Genomic DNA, 22,885 nt, shown 5'->3' with positions numbered 1-22,885 from the left:
TGCGGCGCGCTTTCGCGACCTCGCCGAACTCCGAAATCCAACTCGTCCCGCCCAGCTACTTGGCCAAGCCAAAGCGCTTCGTGAACGGATAGTAGATCATAACCGGGCGCCCCACCACCGCTTCCGGCGGCACGTAGCCCCAAACGCGTCCGTCCGAGCTATTGTGGCTATTGTCGCCGATCGCGAAGAAGTGCCCCTCCGGTACGGTTTGCTCCGTCGAAAGGTCGACCGCCAAAGGCCCCTTCCCCTTCATGTCCGTGTAGCCGCCGTAGTTGTCTTCCAGCTTGGAATTCTTCTCGAAGGCCACCGAACCGGTGGCTGGCTTTCCGTTCACGTAAAGCGTCGTGCCATCGATCTTAACCGTATCCCCTGGAGTGCCGACCAAGCGCTTGATGTAGAACTTGTCTTCCGCAACCGTCGGGATCGAGTCGGTCTTGAAAACGAATCCGTCTCCAACTTTTGGCGACACGAAATGGTAGGACATGCGATCCACGAAAAGCTGGTCGCCCGTCATGAGATCGAACGAAAGCAGGCTCTCCCCCTTCTCGACCTGACGACCGGTAGGCAGGAGATAAACGGTGACGTTCATGTTTCTCCCGCTACGCGGGTCGTAGACCACTTCGTTCACCGTTTTCGCGAACGCTCTTTGGCTCAGCCCGCCCCGCGCCAGCAGCCGATCGTAGGGAGACTCCTCACCTTCCTCCTGCAGCGGCATCAGCACCTGGCGATCGATGTTGAAATCCGATGGATACTTGAAGGAAACGCTCTGGTCTCCGACATAGAGCACCCGCTCCATGCCCGGAGCATTGATCACGAAATACCGCTTCACGTTGGCCGGGCGCTCGAAAATCCGGTAGGAGCCGCTGCCCGTCTTGACCATCGGGATCATCAGCTCGCCGCTGGCCGGAGCCTTCACGTCGTAGTGCTTGGCGCCGAAGGCCACGAAGCGGAACGCCTTCTCGATCGCGTTGGGCTTCTCCGCCTCGTCCGCGTAAACCTCGCCCGTCATCCCATAGTAGCTAGGCCACATGGAATTGGTCGGGATCTTGAAGGGCTTAATGAAAAAGGTGGTAAAGCCGACGTAGATGATGAGGGCCGCAAAGAAGAACTCCACGTTCTCTGCCATCGAACCGCGCGGGTAGTAGTTCCCGCCCACATGCTCCATGTGCTCCTTCAAGGACTCGATCGAGGAACGCAGCCGGCTGTCCGCCGATTCCGACTTGTCCTTCATGCCCGCCTTCACCTCTTCGCTCAGTTGCAGGAGCTTGGATACGTCGGTTTCGCTGAGCCGGTCCTTGCGGAAATGGTAGACCTTACCCGCGTGGTAGAGCCAATTCTTGGCGGTTTCCCGCAACTTGGTGGATTCAGATTTGAACAAGGAGAACATAGGGCTTCGCTTGAGGAAAGCCAGACACTGGCCAGCCGACTTCGATCCCGCGAGCGAAAAATCCCCCGAAAAATCCGTCGGTCGCGCGGAGCTTCAGCCGCGCCCCTGTGGCAAGATCGATCTCCGAGCGGACGCTGGAAGCTAGTCGTTCTTCAGCACCTTGATGAAGGCGTCGGGCGGGATGGAAACGTTGCCGATGTTCTTCATCTTGCGCTTACCTTCCTTCTGCTTGTCGAGCAGCTTGCGCTTACGCGAGATGTCGCCGCCGTAGCACTTCGCCGTCACGTCCTTGCGCATGGTGCGAACATTGTCGCGGGCCACGATCTTGCCGCCGATCGCCGCTTGCACCGCGATCTTGAACAGGTGCGGCGGGATGATGTCGGCCAATTTCGTACAAAGCTCGCCGCCCTTGGTGTGGGCCTTTTCGGCATGCACGATAGAGGAAAACGCGTCCACCGGCTCGCCGTTCACGAGAATGTCCATCTTCACCAGCTTGGCCGGACGGTATTCGCCGAGCTCGTACTCCATGGAGCCGTAGCCGCGGGTGATGCTCTTCAAGCGGTCGTTGAAATCCACCAGGATCTCGTTGAGCGGCAAAATGCACTCCAGGATCAGGCGCGTGCCGTCGAGCGTATCGGTGCGCTCGCAGGAACCGCGCTTCTCCATGACCAAGGCCAGGATGTCGCCCACGCAGTCGTTGGGCACGTGGATGTGAGCCACGATGGTCGGCTCGAAAATCGTTTCGATGTGGGAGGGATCCGGCAGGTTGATGGGATTGTCGACCTCAATCTCGTCCCCGTTCTGCTTCCGGACCTTGTATACAACGCTCGGATACGTGGAGATGATGTCCACCCCGTACTCGCGGCGAATGCGCTCCTGGATGATCTCCATGTGCAGCAGGCCGAGAAAGCCGCAGCGGAAGCCAAAGCCGAGCGCCACGGAGCTCTCCGCCTGGAAGCTGAAGGCCGCGTCGTTGAGCTGCAGCTTGCCCATGCTGCTCTTTAGCTTTTCGAAATCGTTCGTCTCCACCGGATAGATACCGCTGAAAACCATGGGACGCACTTCCTTGTAGCCCGGAAGCATTTCCTCAGCCGGATTCGCGTTTTGCGTGATCGTGTCCCCAACCTTGATGTCGGCCGGATTCTTAATGTTGCAAACGAGGTAGCCGACGTCGCCCGCCTCCAAGGAGTCGACCTTCTTCTGGGCCGGCGTGAAAACGCCCACTTCCTTTACTTCGGCTCGGGTGTGGTCGCTCATCATGAGGACTTGGTCCTTCGGCTTGATGGAGCCGGAAAAGACACGCACGAAGGCAATGGCGCCGCGGTAGGCGTCGTAAACGGAATCGAACACCAAGCAACGAGTGGCCTGGTAGTCGCTCCAGCGCGGCGGCGGAATACGGGTCACCACCGCTTCCAAAATATCTTCGATGCCGATGCCTGTCTTGCCGCTGGCCAGGATCGCATCCTCGGCTGGGATCGCCAGCAAGTCTTCCAGCTGCTGCAAGCAAAGCTCGAGATTGGCGCTGGGCAGGTCGATCTTGTTGATGACGGGGATGATGGTCAGCCCCTGCTCTTCCGCGAGGTGGGCATTGGCCACTGTCTGAGCCTCCACGCCCTGGGCCGCATCGATCAACAGCAAGGCGCCTTCGCAGGCCGCCAAGCTGCGAGAAACCTCGTAGGAAAAGTCCACGTGGCCAGGAGTATCCGCAAGATTGAGCTGGTAGGTCTTTCCGTCCTTGGCCGGATAAACCAGCGTCACCGGATGGCTCTTAATAGTGATGCCGCGCTCGCGCTCCAAATCCATGGAGTCTAGGTGCTGGGCCTCGAGGACGCGCTGGGCGACCGTGTTGGTATGTTCCAGCAGACGGTCGGACAGAGTCGTCTTCCCATGGTCCACATGGGCAATGATGCTAAAGTTGCGCTTATTTACCGTCTCCATTCGAAAAGCGGATGAAGTTGAGCGCTCCCCGAGGGGCTTTCAAGTCGGGAGTTTGCCTATTACGGCCAAGAGCGAACGAATTCCGCCCTTCCCACTCACGGCAAAGGCCCGTCGATGCCAAATTCCTTGGACTCGCCAAAGAGAGCGAGCAACTCCTGCCGCTCCGGCAAGCCAAGGCCCGCATGCTCCCGCACGTAGCGAATCGCCGCCTTCCGGTCGGTCGCCGCCCATTGCTTCACCACCAAAGCCACCGTATCCGCCCGCAAATTTTCGTCCCAAAGCGATTCCGCCCAACTCACCGCGACCTGCGGGCTCCGCTCCGCAAGGTACGGATGCGTCGCCAAAGCCAACACCCCAACGTCCAGCTCCTGGGCCGGCCCGCGGCTCTCCAGCCACTGGGCAGCCTCCTGCGGCGAGCGTCCGACCCATTGCTGCAAGGCGCGGCTCATCGCCAACGCACGCGGCTCCCCCTGCGGCAGTTTCTCCGCAAACTGCGCCAGCCCCGCCGGATCGACCTCGCTCCAAGTCGCCGTCACCACCGAGTAGGCCTCCTGCCGTTCCGTCCGGTCCTCGATGTCCATGGCCGCGACCACCGCAAACTCCGGCTCGAAGCGACTCCAACGGGAAAACCCAGCCGTCAACAATTCCTGACGCCGCCGCGCCTCGCCCTCGCTCCGGGCCATGGCAAGGGCCTGCTCGAAATTCCCCTCGTCCGCCAAGGCCACCACCAAAGCGAGCTGCGTCCTCTGCAGCTCCGGCTTCGAAAGCGCTCCCTCTGCCCGCAAGCGAGCATAGAGCTCCGTCGCCGCCTGCGGATCGACCGCAGCTCCGCTCAAAACCGCCTTCACCGCCGCCTCCGCCTCGTCCCATTCCAAGGCCGCCGCCAGCGCCGCAGCCGGATCGGACTTGGCCCACCCTTGCAGCGCCGCCAAACGCAACTCCCGTCGATCCACCTCGAAACGCTCCCCGTCCGCCAAAGCCAAAGCTCTCGCCGGATCCCTCTCCGCCAGCCGCCCGAGCTCTCCCTTGAGCAAGGCTAGCCGCCGCGCAAAGTTCCGATCCGTCGACTCCATGTTCCCAAGCTCCGGCGCAACAGCCGAAGCCTTCCCGGCCGGAGCCGGCACCGGCACTACCGACAGCGGGGAACCCGAATCGAGCCCGCGGCCCTCCAGCCGCATCAGCCTCGCTGTTTCGCTCGCCTCGCCCCCTTCCGCGCTCCAACGTCCCGCATAAAACGAAAGCAAGCAGCCCCCCAAGAGGAGACTGCTCGCCAACCCAAAACGTAGTTTGCTACCAACTACAGACATAAGCTATTTGTTGCGAGAAAAGCGACGCCCCACCGCAAACAGACCCAGCATCGCCCCGCCTAGCAAGGCCGCCGAGCTCCCTGAATCCGGCACCGTCTCGACCGCTGTCGCATCGCTGGTCGACTCGAGAAAGTCATAGGAATAGAAATTTCCGACTTCGCCCTGAACTCCGGCCGAAAGGGTGAACGCGTCACCCGCATAAAAGTAGTTTCCAGTCGCGCCGTCGAAAGCCGTCAAACCTTCCGGGAGCCCATCGGGATTGAAGTCGTTGCCTAGGATGTCGTCCCCGTCGATCTTAAAGATGAGGCCTTCCAGATCGGCAAGGCCGAGGCTGAACGCCCCGAGGCCTCCACCTCCGGAAAACAGCAAGCTAAAGGCGCTCACCGTATCCGCTCCCGGAGCGAAGAGATCAAAACTCAAGAAGCCGTCGCCATCCACGTCTTCGCCCGAAAAGCTGCCCGTTACCGAGCCGCCAGCGAAGCCGCTTTGAGAGAAGCTGAAATCGATCGCGTTCGCTCCGGCGCATGCAAGGCTAGCCGCGAGGGCGCCCGCCAAAATACGAGCGCGTTTCATTACTGATAGGTTCATTGTATGTGTCGTTCTTTGATTTAGGTTGGGACCGCTCGCCCTGGAGCGGTCCAGTCGTATTCTCGCAAGCAATTATTCAACAAGGGTAAGCGTCCAGCGCTGGAAGTCGCTGGCCACGTCCGTCGACCAACCGACGTTCGCCCCATCCGCCACGCTATCGCCATCGACGCTCAAGACGTTGCCGATCCGAGACCGCGATTCGAAGCGGTAGGCCCCGTCCTCCACGGAAACCCACCAATTCTGATTCGCGTTCGAGGAATCAGCGGTCCATGTCCCGGTCTGGTTTCCATTGTACGCGTCCAGGTTCTCGGAATTGCCGTGAGCCGTGATCGCATAGGCGCCGCTATCGAGCTTGGTGATAGTGAACTTCTGGTTTTCCGCCGCCGTCGCCACGCCTTGGGTGATTTCTCGCCCGGAAACGTTTTGCAGCTGCAGGCCGCTTCCGACGTTTGCTATCGTATAGCTCGCACCCGAGAAGATACCGGTAACCGGATCCGCCTCGACCACTTCCACGAAGTCCCAACGCTGGTAGGCGCTTTGCGTATCCGCCGCCCAAACGATGCCCGCTCCAGCCCCTGACCCATCACCGACGCCGAGAACGAAGTCGCCGCGGTTCGCAGTCTGGATACGGTAACCGTCATCGCCAAGAGTGATCGCCCATTGCTGGTTTACGTTGCCGGTGTTCTCGGTCCACGTTCCCACCGAGCCATTGTTATAAGCGTCGACGCCTTCGCCATTCCCCTTGGCAAGGATAGCGTAGTTGCCACCACCGAGATCGGTGATTCCGAACGATTGGAACCCGTCCTCATTCCTGGCTTCCTGGGACAGGGATCCGCCGACGCTGCCGGTCGAGGTAACTTGCAAGTAAAGGCCGCTTCCCCGGTTCACCAACGCATAAGTAGCATCGGATTCGAGGCCAATGTCCGGAGCGCCTTGAGCGAACACTGCATGATAGCTCCTGGCCGATGCCTCCATGGTGAATCTCAACATTCGTTCGGTCGAAACCACCTCGCCGCTGGCATCTTCCCATTGCACGAACTCGTATCCATCATTTGGTAACGCCTTGATCGTCACGGCCGCGCCCTCCGGATAAGCGGCGGTGCGAGTCACCAAGCCCATGCTGGAATCGTTGCTCGATACCGCGACTTCGTAGGACGGCTTGATCCATTCGATCAGCTCGCTCACTTGCGCATCGCCAGAAAGGGCTTCGATCCCCTCCACAACGAGACGAGCCATTTCGATGGCGCCCATTTCCTGGAAGTGGACATTGTCCGCCTTGGCGCCGATCGGGTATTCGTCCGCCGCCAAGTTCATGTACATGAAGGGGCCAGCGTAAGCGCTACCCAGCGGCTCGATCAAAGCCTTCGACTCGAGATCGAGATCGATCAGGGGAACTCCAATTTCGCCAGCGAGTTCACGAGTCGCCACCGGGTGCTCGTGGTAAGCGTCGTACATGATCGCAGGATCGCCGCCATTCCACTCTCCGTTCCAAGCGTTACGGCGTACTGTAGAAACCAATACAGGATTGGCTCCCACAGCCTTGCTGTCGTTAACGAAGCTCGTGAGGAAAGCCTTGAAGGTTTCCTTATCCGTTTTCCGGGCCTCGTCGTTCGCTCGGTCGTTGATCCCGAACTGGATGAAGACAAAGTCTCCTTCCTTCAATTCCGCGAGCACGGGAGCCCAATGGTTCTCGTAGTAGCTCTTGGAACTGGTGCCGCCAAGGGCGCGGTTCTTCACTTCGACTTCATCTTCGAAGAAAGCTCCAAGCACCTGTCCCCAACCGGTTTGAGGATAGTATCCGGCGGCGTAATCCGCCACGGTGGAGTCTCCAATCGTGTAGATCGTATGGGTCGCCGCGCCTAGGTGCACAAGCTCGACCTTATCCAAGGACAGCGTCTCGCGAGCGCCGAAACGGATGACATGCACCCCTTCGCTCAGGTTAACCACAACCGGATCCGGACCGTCGCGCTGGCTCACCAAATCCTCAAGGTAGCCCGATCCGCTCGCAGTGTCGAACAGGTATTGGCCTGCTGGCGCTCCATCTACCGATACATACATGGAATCGTTCTGCACGCCGATCGCATTCAAATGCACGCGGATGTGGTACTCGCCCGCATCGACGATCGCGAATCGAAGCTCCACGTAGTTCTCTGCCGCATACGCCGCTGAGAAGTCGCCTGCCGGTAAGTTAACTGCCTTCCCTCCGCTCGCGGCCGAATCATCGATGATCGCGGCGGCGCCAACGAGGTCGCCAACTTCCGCCTCCTGCACCAAACCGCCTGTCGCTTCGATGGCAGCGCTGAAGGAACGGGTCACCAGCTCGGACTCGAAACCGTATTCGTCGAAAGCCGTCGCGGCGAGAACGTGCAAACCTGCTTCCACGCTTGCGATGCTCGCTTCAAAGGGAGCCTCTGTATCTTCCGCTAGCAACGCGTCGTTTAGGAAGAACTGCACCGAGGCAATCTCGCTTGCGGTCGAAGACGCGTCCGCAGCGATCTCTACCCTCTCGCCCGGGTCGAAAGTAGCTCCATCCGCAGGGGAAGTGAAGGAGATGGAAAGCTCAGGAACCTCTTCCCCGTCGAAAGCAGTTACGAGCTCCAACTCGACTTGGTCGAGCTCCAGGTGCTCGCGGTAAGCGAAACGTACCACGTGAGCGCCGCGCGGCAAAAGAACGATCACCGGATCCTCGCCGCGACGATTCTTCACATAGTCGTTGATGAAGTTCGAGGAACGAGCGACATCCCAGGTGTGCGTCGTGCTGGTGTCGCCGTCGATCGTTACGAACATGGAGTCGTTGTTGCCGTCGATCGCCTTCACCAAGGCGCGGATCTGGTAGAAGCCGCCGACTTCCACGTTGAACTGGAACTCGACCCAATCCTCCCCGCTTCCACCGAAAGCTTCGACCGCTTTTCCGCCGCTTGCAGCTACGTCATCGATGATCACGAAGTTGCCGGACAGGATACCGTCTTCGGCCTCCTGCAACAGCTCTCCTCCTTCCGCGAAGAAGGCAGAGACCTTTACTTCGTCGACGGCCGAGGCTTCGCCGAAATTATCCACAGCCCTGACGCCTAGGATATGGGTACCCGCCTCCGGCACCGACCAATCCAAGGCATAAGGCGCTTCTTCGTCGCTACCAAGGAGGCTCCCGTTTGCGTAGAACTCGACGCGAAGGATCTCCCCATCCGCGTCCGCTGCATTCGCTTCGATAGTAACGTTCGAGCCCGCGTCCACAATCGCGCGATTAACTGGGCTAACAAGCTCGACGGTCGGCGCGTCGTTCTGGATATCGATGTCTACCAAATAGGACTGCGAACGACCACGGGCTCCATGCTCGTCAACCGCCTCCGCCCAGACCTCGTAGACTCCCCCTTGCACCGCCCAAACGAAGGCGTAGGGAGCTTCGGTCGCTTCGCCGATCTTGTTATCCGAATTGCGAGCGAAGTACTCCACCTTCACCACTGAGCCATCGGGATCGGTCGCATCCGCCGTGAAAAGCATTTCGTCGCCAACGCTCCAACCGCTTCCCGAGTTCGAACCCGCAGGAATCTTGCTCCCTGGTGCCGGAGCGGAAACAGCGGTCTCGTTGTCGAAGTAAGCGATGAACGTCAGGCCTTCACGCCCCATTTCAAAGGTGTGGATGTTCGTAGCTGCGACCGCTTCATTGTCCCCGTCCTTCCAGCTAACGAAACTGTGCCCCTCGGCCGCGAGAGCCTTCAGGGTAACAGTAGCTCCTTCCGGAAGCTCTGTATTCAAGGTTACAATACCATAGCTACCGTCATTCGCTTTAACGGAAATCGGATACTGAGCCTTCAACGCCGCAGCGAGCTCGCCCACGATGGCATCGTCTTCAAGTTCACGGAATCCTTCGGCGATGAACTTAGCCATCAGCAGGGCTCCCATTTGCTGGAAGTGCGTACCGTCGTTGATGCCATCCGGAAAGTTCGCGTACTCACCCGCTTCATACTTGTTGAAGTAATAGCGGCCTGCGGTCTCGTAGTCCATGACGCTGAAGAACGCGTGCGACTTGGCATTGAGATCGACTAGCGGCACGCTCAGTTCCGCAGCCACTTCCTTCATGGCTCCCGCGTAATCGTTTCCAGACTCGGTGAAGACGTTGCGCATGACGCCGTCTCTCCAAGCGTTCATAACCATCGGAGTGACAAGGATCGGGTTCGCGCCCAGGGCTCGCGCCTCGTTGACGTACTGAGCCAAGTAGACCTTGTAGTCAGCCGGCGGCGTATAGCGCTCGGCCTTCGACCAATCGCGATCGTTGTGTCCGAATTGGATCAAGACGTAATCGCCCTCCGCCAACTCCGCCTTCAAGGAATCCCAGATCCCTTCTTCGATATAGCTGCGAGAGCTGCGTCCACCGCGAGCGCGGTTGACCACCTCGAACGCCCCATCGTACAAGAAATGCTGGAGCTCCTGGCCCCATCCACGCTGCGGATAGTAGTTGCTGCCGTAGGACGCGACTGTGGAATCACCCACCGCGAATACGCGAACGGGATCGCTCTCCTGATCGGTCGGAGTGAGCAGCGTAACCTCTGGAATTTCGTTCGGAGTGATTCCGGAAAGCACGATCTCGTCGACATTGCCAAGGTCGTTCCCGATCGAGGCGATGCGGATCGTATTCTGAGGTCCCGCCAGCAAGGAAACGTTCAACTCGATGAACTGATAAGAAGTCCAAGCTCCGGTGGATGGGAAGTCGATCGGCGACGCGACACCGTTGATCGTGAGCGTTCCCGTACGCACACCCGACGCTCCGAGAGCATAGCGAACCCGCATCGTAATGCTGCCGCCAATACCGCCGTCGATCTCGCGGAATTCGAGCACTCCATCCGAGCTTGGGAAGTTGTAGAATCCGGTTCCGTTAAAGCCGGCGTTGTTCGATTCGAGCGATACGTTTTCCGCATCCGCGTTTTCCGCGTGGTAGGTACGATCTTCTTCGCTCTGCAAGCCGAGTACCGCGATCTCGTCGATGTTGGCAAGGTCTTCGCCGGTCGACTCGATCTCGACGGAGTTCGATTCCATCGCGTCGAAGGGAAACGGCAAATCCATCGTCGTATACGTCGTCCAACTACCGGTTGGCGGAAACTCAATATCCTGGCTGGCGCCATTCACCGTGAGCCTTCCCGTACGGGACGCTGCCGCGCCGAGCGCATAGCGAATCCGCAGGATAGCCATGCTACCGGAACCGCCGTCCACGTTTTCGAAAAGGATCGAGCCACCTTCCGTGGGCGAGTTGACGTAACCCGTTCCGTTAAAGCCGGCATTGGTCGACTCCGGCGCGGAATCGCCCGCTAGAGTGGCGTCCTCCGCCTGGTAGACCACACTGTATCCAGCCGGATTTACCGTGACCTCCACGGACCGCGAACGCGTCGACGCTCCGCGATTGTCGGTCGCCACCGCAGAAAAGCTGTAAGGCCCCTCCACTTCGCTCGACCAATCCATCGAAAACGGTGCTTCGGAATCGCTGCCGAGCAGATTCTCGCCCTCGAAAAAGTCTACCGCCGCAACGTTGCCAACGCCGTCGTCCGCATCCGCTACGATCGTAACCACTTCGCCAGAAGGAATGTAAGCTCCCGGGCTAGGAGCGCTGATCGCCACACTCGGAGGATTGTTCACGAGCACCACCGCTTCGTTCGATTCAGCGCTCGCGCCGAGATCGTCAGTCGCCCTGGCCTTAAGCGTGTAGAGCCCCTCGCTCACACCGTTCCAAGCGAGTTGGTAAGGCGCTTCGGTCACGCTGCCGAGCGACACCTCTCCCGCAAAAAATTCCACCGACGCAATAGCGCCGCCGATGTCCTGAGCCTGCACACGGATCAAGATGTCGGAGCCTTCCGCGAAGCTCGCTCCGTTCTGCGGCGTGACCAGATCGAGCTCCGGATCCTGGTTGCGGACCACGCCCGCGACCGTCAACTCATCGATCATCGCCTGACCGCCGCGCGCTTGCAAACGCACTGTATTCACCGGACCACTATCGAGCGGCACCTTGATTTCGAAGGTACGCCACTCCGTCCAAGCGCCGGTCGACGGCAATTGGATCATTTGACGCACCCCGTTCACGATCAGAAAGCAAGGGTTCACGCCTGGGCGTGCCGCGCTGTAGCGGATACGCAACGTTTTCTCACCTCCTACCAGGCCGCCGTCCAATTCGCTAAACTCGATAAAATGCCAAGGGCGGCTAAAAGCGAAGTATCCATCGCCTCGATACCCGGCATGCTCGGATTCCAAAGGCGTCCAGCCGCTCTCCGCAGTTGCTTCGTCATGAGACTCCGTGTGGCCCACCGTTACCGTCACCGGAAGCGAGACGGACTGCAGCCCCTCGTTGTCGGTGGCCACTGCTCTCAGGAGATAGGAACCGCCGTTGCTCGCGTCCCAAAGCGCCGTATAAGGATCGGTCAGATCCGTTCCCAAGAAGCTCGCGTTCTCGAAAAACTCGACCGCGTCTACGCTTCCATCGACATCGGCCGCTTCCGCAACCAGCGAAGCCACATCGCCTTCCTCAAAGATGCTACCTTCCCCAGGAGAAACCAGCTCTACCAACGGGGCTTCGTTCGAGCTCGCGTAAAAATAGTCCGGCTTCGGAGGCGTCGCCATCCCTTCTCCAATGAAGAAGCTGGGGTGCGGCGGTTGGTTGTAAGCTACGTTTTGCCAGCTGATCGCAATGCGGTACTGACGATCGTGCATCAAGGTCGTCATCCGGTTTCTCGCCGGAATGATCGTGCTATAGATGCGTAATTCGGAGCTATCGGTCGAACGCCAGATGACCTCCTCGCGCCAGTCGCCATAGATGTCACCACTCAAGTTGGGAGTCGCCTTGGTAGAGTTGTTCGAAGAAATGCCCGTATCGGTGAAGATCTCTTCCCGCACCCCCAAGTTCCAGTTCCACTTGTCGATGCGAGTTCCATCCAACAATTCGCGCAGCGGATCCTCGTCCCACCAAACCAGGAAGTTCATGGACGGATTTCCGTTGGTCGGAATAGACTCGCCCGTAATCGAGTGAACGCCACCACGCGACGCCCACGTTTCATAGCCACGGTAGCGCGGATCAATATCGGCTGCGGCGCCGCGACCCACGTCCGAGCCTTCGCCCGAAACGCCGAACAAGACCTCGCCCGTCGCCGCATCGTGCAGCTCCGAACCGTATTCGCCATAGCTCGACGGAGACTCGTGCGGCATCCAAACCTCCAAACCGGGACGATCCGGATCCATGTCGGACAGGTGCAGCGCGTCTCCATGACCGATGCCTGTATTGTAAAGTCCAGTACCGTCGTCGTCGATGGCGCAGGCGCCGTAGACGATTTCGTCGCGGCCATCGCCATCCACGTCGCCTACCGTTACGCTGTGGGCCCCTTGTCCACGATAGGAATCGTTCTCCGGATTGCCATAGGTATCGAACACCCAACGCTTGCTGAGCACTCCATCACGCCAGTCGTAAGCCGCCAACACCGTTCGCCCGGGAATGCCATTGCGACCCGTGTAGTATCCACGACACATGACAAGGCTCGGACGCTCGCCATCGAGGTACGCAACCGTGCCTAAGAAACGGTCAATGCGGTTGCCGTATCCATCTCCCCAGATCGCTTCCGTTTCCGCTGGCGTCGGGAAATAAGTTCCCGGAACGCGCTGCGGCTCGTACAAGGTCGAAGAGAGCTCGAGCCCTGTGCGACCATCGAAAACGGTAAGAAACTCCGGTCCATCCAGAATGTATCCACTGCCATTGCGGCGGTCCGCGCTATGATCCATCGGCGGACGATCGCCAAACCACTTTTCCTCCGCTCCCACGAAAGCGCCGCTCGCGTCCATCGAACCTTCCGCCGTACGGCAGGCCAACTCGGCGATGCCGTCTCCATCGAGATCGTACACGATAAACTGCGTGTAGTGAGATCCGGAGCGGATATTCACGCCAAGATCGATCCGCCACAACAACTCCCCTTCCAAGGTGTAGGCATCGAGCAAGCAATTGCCCGTGTGACCGGACTGGGCGTTGTCCTTCGCGTTCGAAGGGTACCACTTCACCACGATCTCGTAGCGACCGTCCCCGTCGAGATCTCCCACCGAAAGGTCATTCGCCGAATAGGAATACTCGACCCCGTCGGGCGTCGTCCCTCCCTCCGGTATCTGAAGCGGAAGACTCAGGTACTGCTGCACCGGAGCGCCCGCCGCAATTTCGAAGGGACGGCTCGCAGCAAGCTCGACCCCGTTCTTCACCGGACGCACGTAATAGGAATTGGATACAGAAAGATCAGCAGCGCTATCAGTATAGTCCGTGGTCGCGAACAAGGGCGACGCATTCAAGCGGGTGGCCGGCTGACCGTTGGCCGAGCGGTAAACGTTAAAGCCGACTTCATCCGAATCGCTCACCAGCAATCGCCAGGTCACGTAGATCTGCGCCTCATTCGCCTTAACGGCGACAAGGCCTCGGTCGAGAAACTCCAGCTGGTGCGGCTGGGCTTGGATTTGAGTCAACAGGATAGCTGAAAATGCAGCCAAAGCAGCAGCTATCCCACGTAGTAAGCGGGTTGGTCTAAACATCAGGCGAGGTCTATAAACGGGTTGGGCTAGCGTAGGGCTAGTTTCAATACAGCGAAGAAAACAAGGTCTCTAAAGACGCATGGGGTGAGTTTCTACAAAAGTTAAAATTTGCCTAAAAACAGGCAGTTTCCTAAATCCTCACAGCAACCGGAAAAACTCCACCCAACTCGATTCAGACAGTCAAATCGCGGAAGAATCGCAGCCCTCCGCTCCACTATAAATGCTTTAGGAAAAATCCCTTTTCCCCAGTGACTCCAGCATCATGATACGTCCCTTCTTCCTTTGCGCATTCGCCTCATTAGGGCTGTGCGTCTCCCACGCTCACGACTCCTTCGAAATCACCCTCGAAATCCAAGAGAAACGAAAGTCGACCGTCGCGAAACTGGAGATGGCCCGATCCACCGGCGTCGCCGCCTGCGACCCCACCCCCTCCAACGGCATCCTTTTCGATCCAGCCGAGTTCCCCGCTTGGCAGCAGCGCTTCCAAGCGGCCGCTCCCGACCTCATCCAAATCTTGGATACGGAATCCGCTCTCCAGCTCGAGTCCGCCACCATTGGCTTAAACCGAGAGGACGACATACAGATCGACTACGTCTTCACCCCTTCGAGCGACCCCGAACTCCGCCTGTCCGCCCCCATCCTCAATCGCTTTCCGCCCGACGGATTCGGCGTACGCGTCACCTATCGCGACAAGTCGGGACGCTGGCATCCTCCCTTTATGCTCTTCGTGGACCAACAGGACTCGCCACTCCCGCCCCAGAAATAGCAGGAGCGAGCTAGCTCGCGAAACCGCTAAAATTTCCGCTTCACGCGCAGCTGTACCGTGCGTGGCTTCATCACATGGGAATGGATGTCGGCCACTCCTGCCAACGATTCCCCGGGCAGACGCGACTCGTAATAGTAGCTAATGTCCGGATCCCGAGAATCAAAAAGGTTAGAGACTTGCACCGTCCAATCCCACGATTCGCCTTCTCGGCTCAAACGCAGCGACACGCTGTCGGACGCCTCCGAATAGACGCTCCCGTCCTCCACCAAAGGCCTGCCTCCAAAATATCGATACCGAGCAGCCAAGTTGAGCGACTCGGTCAACTGGTACGAAACGCCAGCGCCCCACTTGCGTTCGACCACCCCGGGAATCAAGTTCCCGTCGGGAGAGCTGTCACTGAACTGGGCGTCGCTCCAGGCGAAATCCAGGTCCGCATTCACCTTTTCGCTCAAAGCGAAAAACGTCGTCCAGTCCACTCCCTGCCGCTCGCTCGGCCGTGACGCCTCCGTGCTGCCAGCATCCCCCACATACAGCAGCTCGGAATCGAGATCCAGGTCCCAAAGAGCGATCGATGTATTCACTTTTCCTGACAACTGGTAACGAGCGCCAATTTCCCTTCCGTGCGAACGTACCAAAGGATCGATTCCCACCGCCGCGCCTCGCGCGTCATTGCTGTGAAAGGCGTCCCCCGCGCTCGCGTACCACTCCACCGAGTCGTTCATGGTATAGACGAGATTCAGCTTGGGGCTAGCGATCCAATCCGTAGCGCTGCCCGTATTTCCCGCCTGTTCGCCTCTCACCGACATATCCGTACCATCGATACGAAGCCCGAGGTGACTCCTGAAACGAGGCGTCCAATCGATCTTCGCTTCGTACGCCAAAGCAGTGGAAACCACATCCGCTACATCTTCCCTCACTGTCGCAAGCCGCTCCCGCTCCTTCGTCGCGTACAGACCTAATCGGTCGATGGCGTCCCACCGGCCTTGCAGGGCAACGGTCTGGCTCATCTGCTTACCGAAAAGTTCCTGGTAATAAAACGTTTTCCCAAAGGTCATGCCGTAGCTTTGCCGTCGGTCCGCCTGCTCGAACTGGTCGCCATTCTCAGGATCCTCCAAGAAATAGGTGAAGTTCGACCATAGGTTCATGTCGTAGTGGATCGCGTACGCCGTCGCAAAAGTCCTCACGTGGCCCACGTCTCGTCTCCAATTTGCCGATACGCTATACCGGGTCGTCCTGCCGCCTACTGTCGGATCCACGAAACCGAAGTCCGAGAGCTCACCCGCTTGCACCGAGCGCTCCGGGATCTGGTCGGTCGCGTCCCAACTGGAGTCGTAGGACATCGCCGTTACCGAATACCGCTCGTCGTAGCTGCCGCCGGAAAGGCGAAACAAGGCGTTTCGCTTGTCCAAATTCTCGTCGAGCTCCCAAGGCCCGTCGTTCGACTCCAGCTCCAACGCGAAGATCGTGTCAGCCTTTCCCCAATCGCGCCCCATGCCTGCAACCACTCTCTGCCGACCGTGCTCCTCCAAGGCGAGCTCGGCGAAATCCTGTTCCAACACGTTCCTTAGCTGGAGGCTGGCGGAGCCGGTCGAGGCGAAGTCCCCTACCAAAGCGTAGTAGGGCCCCTTCAAGTACGAAACCATCGAGACCATCTCCGGAATCAGGAAATTAACGTCAGCGTAGCCCTGTCCATGCCCATGGCTCGGCGTATTCACCTGCATCCCGTCCACCGAAACCGAGAAGTCCGTCCCGTGGTCGAGATTGAAGCCGCGCAAAAAGTATTGGTTCGCCTTGCCCGAGCCGCTGTGCTGGGTGGCAACCATTCCCGGCACCGCTTCCAGCAAGCCGCCCGCTCCATCCGCCATACTTAGCGACAGGTCGCTCCCGCCCGCGAACCCTTGCGAGGCGCTGATGGCCTCCCCGTGCAAGGGCGTATCCTGTCCGGTCACTTCGAAACCGGGCAGGTAAACCGCGTCGTGAGCCTGTAGTTCACAAGCAACTACAAGGCAAGCAACAGAAAATGCAAAAGGCAAAGGAGGTCGAATGGTCACACACATGGCTACAAGCGGGGGAACGTCCCCCTGCAACCTTGTAACGCGTCAGACAGTCAGCCGGATTCCTCCGATTCCCGCTTTACTGTTACGATTGCAAGTCAGCCCAAGTTTCGAAAGCCGCGTTCGCCCAATCCTTGTTGGTGCGCTTGACCTGCCCCTTGAGCACGCCGCCCACGCCGAGCTCCCAGAAGAGATCCACTCCGCCCGCGGCCGCGTTCACCATGCAGTCCTCCCAAAGCACCGAGGAAACCACTTGCTTGACCAAGGCCTCGCGCAGGTCGTTGGGCTCGGATACTTCCTTGCCGGTCGTGTTGGTGAAAACCGTGTACTGCGGAGCCTTGAATTCGATCCCCGCCAAAAACGCCGCGAAACCGTCGCGAGCCGGCATCATCAGACGGCTGTGGTAGGCGCCCGCCACGTCGAGCGGCATCACGCGGCGAAAGCCGCGCTCCTTGCCGGCCGCCACCGCAGCCTCGATCTTGGCCGCCTCGCCGGAGATGACGATCTGGCCCGGGCAATTGAGATTGGCCATTTCCACGCCCATCTCTTCGCAAAACGACGCGACCACCTCGCGCTCCACGCCGATCACCGCCGCCATGGAACCATTGGTCGCCTCGCAAGCTTCCTGCATCAGGCGAGCCCGTTCGGCCACGACCTTCAGACCGGTCTCGAAATCGAATACGCCCGCGGCCGTGTAGGCCGTCACCTCGCCGAGGCTCAAGCCCATGGCAACCTTGACGTCGTCGAGCTTCCCCTGCGACTTCAGGATCTCGAACACCGCGTAGCCGTGCACGAAAAGCGCCACTTGGCAGACCTTGGTTTCGGTCAAAGCCTCCTGCGGCCCCTCAAAGGAAAGCTCGGTGATCTTCCAGCCGAGAATCTCGTCGGCCTTGTCGTAGAGAGCGCGAGCAATCTCGCTGTTCTCGTAGAGGTCCTTGCCCATGCCCACTTTCTGGGCGCCTTGTCCGGAAAACATCAACGCGGTCGTCATAAGGGCAAACTTGGCAATCGATTTCTCCCCAGCTGACAACCAAAAAACACCGCCAGTCCAGCGCCCCGCCGCAGGCTCGCATCACCCCGCGAGCCCGACCTGCCTTGGAAACGGATCCGACCTAGCGTTGCCCCTTATTCCGAAGCGTACTCGTCCAAGCGCTTCTTCAAAGTGTTGCGCGTGATCCCCAGGATCTCCGCAGCGCGAGCCTGGTTGCCTCCCGTTTCCGAGATGGCCCGCTCGATCATCTGACGCTCGATCAAGGTCAGGATCCGCATCTCCTGCCGCTCCCGCAGCTCGTGGTAAAGCTTGTCGTAAATCGCTGGCAGCGAGATCGGCATCACCTCCGCCACCGGCAGAACGGGCGCCGGCATCGGAACCGGTTCCGCCGCAGCAGCCGTCGACTCGACCGCGGCGCTTTCCGATATACCCGCAGGCTTCTCCGCGGCGAGCGGCGCCGCGACGGGCTCCGCTGGCGGGACGGGAGCCGCCGGGGCCACCGCTGCCGCCGACTCCCCGGAAGCGCCGCGGATCGTATCCGGCAAATCCTTCAGCAAAATCGCATCCCCCTGGGCCACCACGGCACTGCGGTAAACCACGTTGCCCAGCTCGCGCACATTGCCCGGCCACGCATAGGAGACGATCGCCTTCAAGGCATCCGGCGACACCCGCGTCACGCGAGCCTTCCGCTCCTTCACCAAATTCTGCAGCATGAAGTCCACGATATCGGGAATGTCCTCCTTGCGCTCCTTCAGGGCCGGCACGCGGATCCGGAAAACGTTCAGGCGATAGTAGAGGTCCTCGCGGAACTCCTTCTCCTCCACCATCTTCTCCAAATCCTTGTTGGTGGCCGCGATCACGCGCACGTCCACCTTGATGGTCTCCGTGCTGCCCACCCGCTGGATTTCGCCCTCCTGCAGGACGCGCAAAATCTTGGTCTGGGTCGCCAAAGCCATGTCCCCGATCTCGTCGAGAAAAATAGTGCCGCGATCGCACTGCTCGAAGCGGCCGATGCGCTGCGTGGTGGCGCCCGTAAAGCTTCCCTTCTCGTGGCCGAACAACTCGCTCTCGATCAGATTGTCCGGAATCGCCGCGCAATTCACCGCCACGAATGGGCCGCCGGAACGCAAGCTGTGCTGCACGATACATTTCGCGATCAACTCCTTGCCGGTGCCGCTTTCGCCCGTGACCAAAACCGTCGCGTCGCTGGCCGCCACCTGGCCGATCACCTTAAAAACTTCCTGCATCGCCGGCGAATTACCCACGATGCCTTCCTTGTAGTCGTCGTAGTTGACCTTCTTCTCGTACTTATTGGCGGACTTCATGTCCTGCGACGAGCTGATCGCCTTCTCCGCGATCTCGATCACCTTGTCCACGTCGAAGGGCTTCATGATGTAGTCGTAAGCCCCGAACTTCATGGCCTCGATCGCCGTCTGGGCCGTGCCGAACGCCGTCATCAACACGATCTGCAAACTCGAGCTGGCCGAACGCATGTGCTGCAAGGTTTCGATGCCCGAAATCCCGCCCATGCGCACGTCGCACATGATCAGGTCCGGCTTCAAGCCTGCCTTGATCTTCTCGATGCCCTCCTCGCCGCTGCCGGCCGTTTCGATGTGGTAACCGCGACTGCCTAGGACGCGTCCTAGCGAATAACGGATCTCTTCGTCGTCATCGACGATTAAAATGGTGCTCATAGTCGTATCGTTCGGCATTCAAGGACCGTTTTCTGGGAAAGAGCCAATGGAGCGCAACCCCATAAGCGCGATTCAGCAATTTCCATACCTCCACCCAACTCGCCCCGCAAATACCCTAATCGCGCTTCTTTGTCAGCAAACGCCAGAGGTCCAAGCCATCGCTCAGCCACAGCTCGCCGCCCTCTCCCTCCGGACGGTACGCGATCGGCCAGACCGCCACGATCAGGATGCGGAAATTCGCCACCGCCAGACCCAAGGCCACGATCCACAGCCAGCTTCCCACCACGGAAGTCACCATCAGCCCCAGAAAACTGCCCAAGGCCAGCAAGCTCGCCAACGGTCCGCCCGCAGCCACCGCCGCCTGGGTCCCCCGCGACTCCGCCGCCCGCTCGTAGCGCGTCGCCCCATAGCGAAGCCCACCGGAGCGAACCACCAAGGACAAGCGCCCCAGCCTGCAAGTCCCCCGTTTCCCCGCCGAGCCGATCTCCACTTCCACCCGCTGCCGGGTCGCCAGCAAGGCCACAAAGGCATGCCCGAGCTCGTGCAAAAACACGCCCGCCACCAAGCCGCCCAAATAGGAGCCCACCAAACAAACGAACTTTCCCAACATCAGCAGCATAACTCAGCCCATCCAAAGCATTCCCTGCCGCCAAGCGACACTAAACAGAACCCCGCGTCCCCGCTCGAGCTCAGCCTCTCACGAACGCGCCTAGGATCTCCACGAAGCGTTCCCGGCACTCGAAATGCGGATTGTGCCCGCTCTCCGGGATCACCTCCAAGGCGCTCGCCGGAAAATGCTCCCGCAAAAGCGGCACTTCGTCGCGCACGAAATAGCCGCTCTTGCCGCCCATGATGAACAAGGTATCGCCCTCGTAGCGGTCGCCCTCCTCCAAGGGACTCGACTCGATATCCCCGCGCCCCTCGATGATCGCGTCCAAGTTCACCATCCAGCGAAATTCGCCCGTGTCCCGATCCTTCTCCAAATTCGTCAGCAAAAACTTCCGCATCGCCCAGCTCGCGACATGGGGCTCCAACTGAGCCTCCGCATCCGTGCGGGACTGGAGGGAATCCATATCCACCGCCTTCATGCCGGCGAAATCGTTGTCGTGATTATTCGGATACGAGCGGGGCTGGATATCCACCACCACCAGCTTGCGGATCGCCTTCGGGTACTCGCAAGCCAGCTTCATCGCCAGCTTCCCTCCCATGGAATGCCCCACCAAAACCGGCCGAGAGTCGAGGTTCTCGTCCATCCAAGCCATCACGTCCTCCATCATCACCTCGTAGGAATGCGGCTCCTCCCAAGGGGACTCCCCATGGTTGCGCAAGTCCAAGCAATAAACGTGGTGCTCGGCAGCCAAGGCCTGCCCCGCCGCCTGCCAGTTCCGCGACGAGCCCAGCAGCCCATGCAGGATGACCATCACCGGCTTCCCCGCCTCCCCAAACTCTCTGTAGTGCAAATCCATCGTAAAGCCCGCATTCACAAGGGCTCCCGATCGATTTCTCAATGTAAAAACATCCCGAGCTCGCCCCGCCGAGAGGCCCCAAAAGACCTACTCCGCAGGAAGCGCCGGAATCGTAAAGGTCGTGCAATGGATTGCTCCCAGCATTTCCGACATCACATCCGCCTCGATCCAATGAATGCGACTCTCTGGAAAGAGCGATCGATAGACAGCCTCAACCCGCCGCTCAATATCTGAAATCGCCTCCTCCGTCTCGCCCCGCTGCGGCAGGTAGCGGGGCAAGAGCCAAGCTTCCCGCCCGTCCTTGGTTCGCAAATAAACGCTGTTCAAATAGGTGCGGTAGGCGCTGCTCGAATCGACGTTCGTCTCCAGCAACACCTGTAAATCCGCGCCCAAGTAAGTTTCCGTCAGGAAACTCAAATCCTCGTCGTCGTAGAAATCGATGCTCCGCTGAAACCGGTTCACCAAATATTCCAGCACCTTCTTTTCCACCAATTCCTTCTGGCTATCTCCTTCGCTCAACTTGACGTATCGCAGGTAGCTAACCCCGAGCTCTTCGCAAACGCGGGCGAACACCTGCGAGCGGAAGCGGTGCGTCACGTTGGGAGCGTCTTCCGGCACAGGCGGCAACATCGGCAGCCGGACGATCTTCGCAGCCGGAAAATGCTTCCGCAAATAAGCTTCGTTGGCGGCCAAGACCTCCCCTACCTCCTGCGACAAGCGACGAAGGTGCGCCGAGCTCGCCTGCCCGCTAAACTCCAACGGCTCCGCCACCAAAAACGTGTCCGGGGCCACCAACTTCACCAGCTGGTCCAAATGCTTCACCGTGATCCCCGGCAAGGCGTTCAGCGTATGCACCCGATCCGCCCCGTAGTAGTCCCGAAAAACGCTGCGCAGGTAAGTCAGGCGACCATCGTTCCCCAAGACCGTATCCTCCGAGACGAACACCGCCCCGCTCCCGTCCGTCAGGTAATCTCCCCCCTGCAGGTGCAAGGGCGGACGCACCACCTCGCAATCCACTCCGTACCGCTGCCGCACGAACTTCGCCACGTACATCGGAGTGACTTCCCGTCGCCGATTCCAAGCGCTTAACGATTCGAAATCACGCTCGTCTTCCTCCGGATCGGTCCCCTCCGCGTTCATCGCAACCTTTTGCCACGCCTCCCGCTCCTCCATCAGCGGACGATCCGAATTGTCGAGCAACAAAAGCCGTCCATCCTCGCCCAGAGCGAAAAGCGGCCCAAAGTCTCGAGCCCAAAAGTCACCCGTCTGCACCTGCAAAAACCGTACCCGCTCCAGCTGCGCCGGAACGCCTTCCATCTTCCGCAAACGCTCGGAAAACAAATCGACATACCTCTCGTCCTGAGGGCGATGCAGCACCACCACGTCGACGTAACCGCTGGCAACGCCAATAAGATTCGAGTAGTACGCCAATATGCGAGGATGGTCCATGCTCTCCTTGATCGGCAGACACACCGCTAAAGCCTCAAGCGGCTCCCACTCCGCGATGGCTCGCTTCACCGCTAACGGCTTCGTCGGAAGCGTCTGAATCCCGAAGAATCCAGGCAGCGACGCGTGCAAAGCATCGATGGCCTTAGGCCAATCCGTCACCTCGGCCCTTGCCGAAACTGCGAGACAACAAATAAGGTGCGAACCGCGCCAAAGAGGCCGCAGCGGGAAGAGTCTTTTCATGGATGCGAGAGCAACGGAGTATCAACTGCATCGATTGCCTAACCAGCAGACTGATTTTTCCTTCAATCAACTCGCGTAATTTCAGGCCCAAAGAAAAGCGCAAACCGAGACGGACCCGCAAAAAGACTGCACACGGCCCCGCCTAGCGGCGGCTCGGGTCGGAGGTGGACGGCGGATCGCTAGCGGGAAAGGATTCTTCCAGCGCCTCGTCGATCTTTTCCTCATCGTCCAGTGGCTTCTCCGCAGGACGTTTCGGTTTCTTTTCGTCTCGCTCCTTTCCCTCGGACGAGCTCGCTGGATACGCCTCCCCTTGCTTCTCCGGATAGAACTTCTCCTTTCCCTCCTGCTCGCGCTCGGAAAAGCTTTGCGGACTCGTGGCATTGTCCGGGTCCAGCTCCTGGTTGAAACGCGGCGAAGGCTTCGCAGCCCGTGACTCATTTTTTCTCTCTTCTATATTCATAAACGAA

Annotated in this window: 13 protein-coding genes; 1 reads left to right on the top strand and 12 read right to left on the bottom strand. The window is 59.5% G+C overall.

Annotated features, from left to right (window positions below):
• Positions 1 to 55 precede the first annotated feature (55 nt).
• From lepB to QEH57_RS00095, 5 genes are all read right to left on the bottom strand, one after another.
• Positions 56 to 1,387, bottom strand: a complete 1,332-nt coding sequence (gene lepB / locus QEH57_RS00115) for a signal peptidase I (protein ID WP_309004624.1) — start codon at positions 1,385 to 1,387, stop codon at positions 56 to 58.
• A gap of 141 nt (positions 1,388 to 1,528) precedes the next feature.
• Positions 1,529 to 3,325, bottom strand: a complete 1,797-nt coding sequence (lepA, locus tag QEH57_RS00110) for a translation elongation factor 4 (RefSeq protein ID WP_309004623.1) — start codon at positions 3,323 to 3,325, stop codon at positions 1,529 to 1,531.
• Between the two features lie 95 nt (positions 3,326 to 3,420).
• A complete protein-coding gene (locus QEH57_RS00105) occupies positions 3,421 to 4,632 on the bottom strand; it encodes a hypothetical protein (protein ID WP_309004622.1) in 1,212 nt (403 codons plus the stop codon).
• Positions 4,633 to 4,635: 3 nt separating this feature from the next.
• Positions 4,636 to 5,220 (bottom strand): VPDSG-CTERM sorting domain-containing protein, encoded by a 585-nt coding sequence (locus QEH57_RS00100; protein WP_309004621.1) that lies wholly within the window; start codon positions 5,218 to 5,220, stop codon positions 4,636 to 4,638.
• A gap of 72 nt (positions 5,221 to 5,292) precedes the next feature.
• The gene (locus QEH57_RS00095) at positions 5,293 to 13,692 is read right to left on the bottom strand and encodes an Ig-like domain-containing protein (RefSeq protein WP_309004620.1); all 8,400 of its coding nucleotides are present in this window, start codon (positions 13,690 to 13,692) and stop codon (positions 5,293 to 5,295) included.
• Between the two features lie 328 nt (positions 13,693 to 14,020).
• Between QEH57_RS00095 and QEH57_RS00090 the strand changes: the two genes are divergently transcribed.
• On the top strand, positions 14,021 to 14,524 hold the full coding sequence (locus tag QEH57_RS00090) for a hypothetical protein (RefSeq protein WP_309004619.1): 504 nt from the start codon (positions 14,021 to 14,023) through the stop codon (positions 14,522 to 14,524).
• 26 nt (positions 14,525 to 14,550) lie between these two features.
• Here the strand turns inward: QEH57_RS00090 and QEH57_RS00085 are convergent, their stop codons facing one another.
• From QEH57_RS00085 to QEH57_RS00055, 7 genes are all read right to left on the bottom strand, one after another.
• On the bottom strand, positions 14,551 to 16,581 hold the full coding sequence (locus tag QEH57_RS00085; RefSeq protein ID WP_309004618.1) for a TonB-dependent receptor: 2,031 nt from the start codon (positions 16,579 to 16,581) through the stop codon (positions 14,551 to 14,553).
• Between the two features lie 82 nt (positions 16,582 to 16,663).
• Positions 16,664 to 17,569, bottom strand: coding sequence for an ACP S-malonyltransferase (gene fabD / locus QEH57_RS00080; protein WP_309004617.1), 906 nt, complete (start codon positions 17,567 to 17,569; stop codon positions 16,664 to 16,666).
• Between the two features lie 134 nt (positions 17,570 to 17,703).
• Positions 17,704 to 19,263, bottom strand: coding sequence for a sigma-54 dependent transcriptional regulator (locus QEH57_RS00075; RefSeq protein ID WP_309004616.1), 1,560 nt, complete (start codon positions 19,261 to 19,263; stop codon positions 17,704 to 17,706).
• Positions 19,264 to 19,378: 115 nt separating this feature from the next.
• Entirely contained in the window at positions 19,379 to 19,882 is a 504-nt protein-coding gene (locus tag QEH57_RS00070) for a M50 family metallopeptidase (protein ID WP_309004615.1), read from the bottom strand.
• Between the two features lie 70 nt (positions 19,883 to 19,952).
• The gene (locus QEH57_RS00065; protein WP_309004614.1) at positions 19,953 to 20,729 is read right to left on the bottom strand and encodes an alpha/beta fold hydrolase; all 777 of its coding nucleotides are present in this window, start codon (positions 20,727 to 20,729) and stop codon (positions 19,953 to 19,955) included.
• 87 nt (positions 20,730 to 20,816) lie between these two features.
• Positions 20,817 to 22,418, bottom strand: coding sequence for an agmatine deiminase family protein (locus QEH57_RS00060; RefSeq protein WP_309004613.1), 1,602 nt, complete (start codon positions 22,416 to 22,418; stop codon positions 20,817 to 20,819).
• A 142-nt stretch (positions 22,419 to 22,560) separates the two neighbouring features.
• Positions 22,561 to 22,878, bottom strand: a complete 318-nt coding sequence (locus QEH57_RS00055) for a hypothetical protein (RefSeq protein WP_309004612.1) — start codon at positions 22,876 to 22,878, stop codon at positions 22,561 to 22,563.
• Positions 22,879 to 22,885: the final 7 nt, after the last annotated feature.

The organism is Pelagicoccus sp. SDUM812005 (assembly GCF_031127875.1).
Taxonomy (GTDB): Bacteria; Verrucomicrobiota; Verrucomicrobiia; order Opitutales; family Opitutaceae; genus Pelagicoccus.
This window is presented reverse-complemented; position numbering and strand designations above follow the sequence as displayed.

Bases quoted from the DNA above. Each gene is read 5' to 3' on its own strand.
- lepB (WP_309004624.1), bottom strand. From the start codon at position 1,387: ATGTTCTCCTTGTTCAAATCTGAATCCACCAAGTTGCGGGAAACCGCC.
- lepA (WP_309004623.1), bottom strand. From the start codon at position 3,325: ATGGAGACGGTAAATAAGCGCAACTTTAGCATCATTGCCCATGTGGAC.
- QEH57_RS00105 (WP_309004622.1), bottom strand. From the start codon at position 4,632: ATGTCTGTAGTTGGTAGCAAACTACGTTTTGGGTTGGCGAGCAGTCTC.
- QEH57_RS00100 (WP_309004621.1), bottom strand. From the start codon at position 5,220: ATGAACCTATCAGTAATGAAACGCGCTCGTATTTTGGCGGGCGCCCTC.
- QEH57_RS00090 (WP_309004619.1), top strand. From the start codon at position 14,021: ATGATACGTCCCTTCTTCCTTTGCGCATTCGCCTCATTAGGGCTGTGC.
- QEH57_RS00085 (WP_309004618.1), bottom strand. From the start codon at position 16,581: ATGTGTGTGACCATTCGACCTCCTTTGCCTTTTGCATTTTCTGTTGCT.
- fabD (WP_309004617.1), bottom strand. From the start codon at position 17,569: ATGACGACCGCGTTGATGTTTTCCGGACAAGGCGCCCAGAAAGTGGGC.
- QEH57_RS00075 (WP_309004616.1), bottom strand. From the start codon at position 19,263: ATGAGCACCATTTTAATCGTCGATGACGACGAAGAGATCCGTTATTCG.
- QEH57_RS00070 (WP_309004615.1), bottom strand. From the start codon at position 19,882: ATGCTGCTGATGTTGGGAAAGTTCGTTTGTTTGGTGGGCTCCTATTTG.
- QEH57_RS00065 (WP_309004614.1), bottom strand. From the start codon at position 20,729: ATGGATTTGCACTACAGAGAGTTTGGGGAGGCGGGGAAGCCGGTGATG.
- QEH57_RS00060 (WP_309004613.1), bottom strand. From the start codon at position 22,418: ATGAAAAGACTCTTCCCGCTGCGGCCTCTTTGGCGCGGTTCGCACCTT.
- QEH57_RS00055 (WP_309004612.1), bottom strand. From the start codon at position 22,878: ATGAATATAGAAGAGAGAAAAAATGAGTCACGGGCTGCGAAGCCTTCG.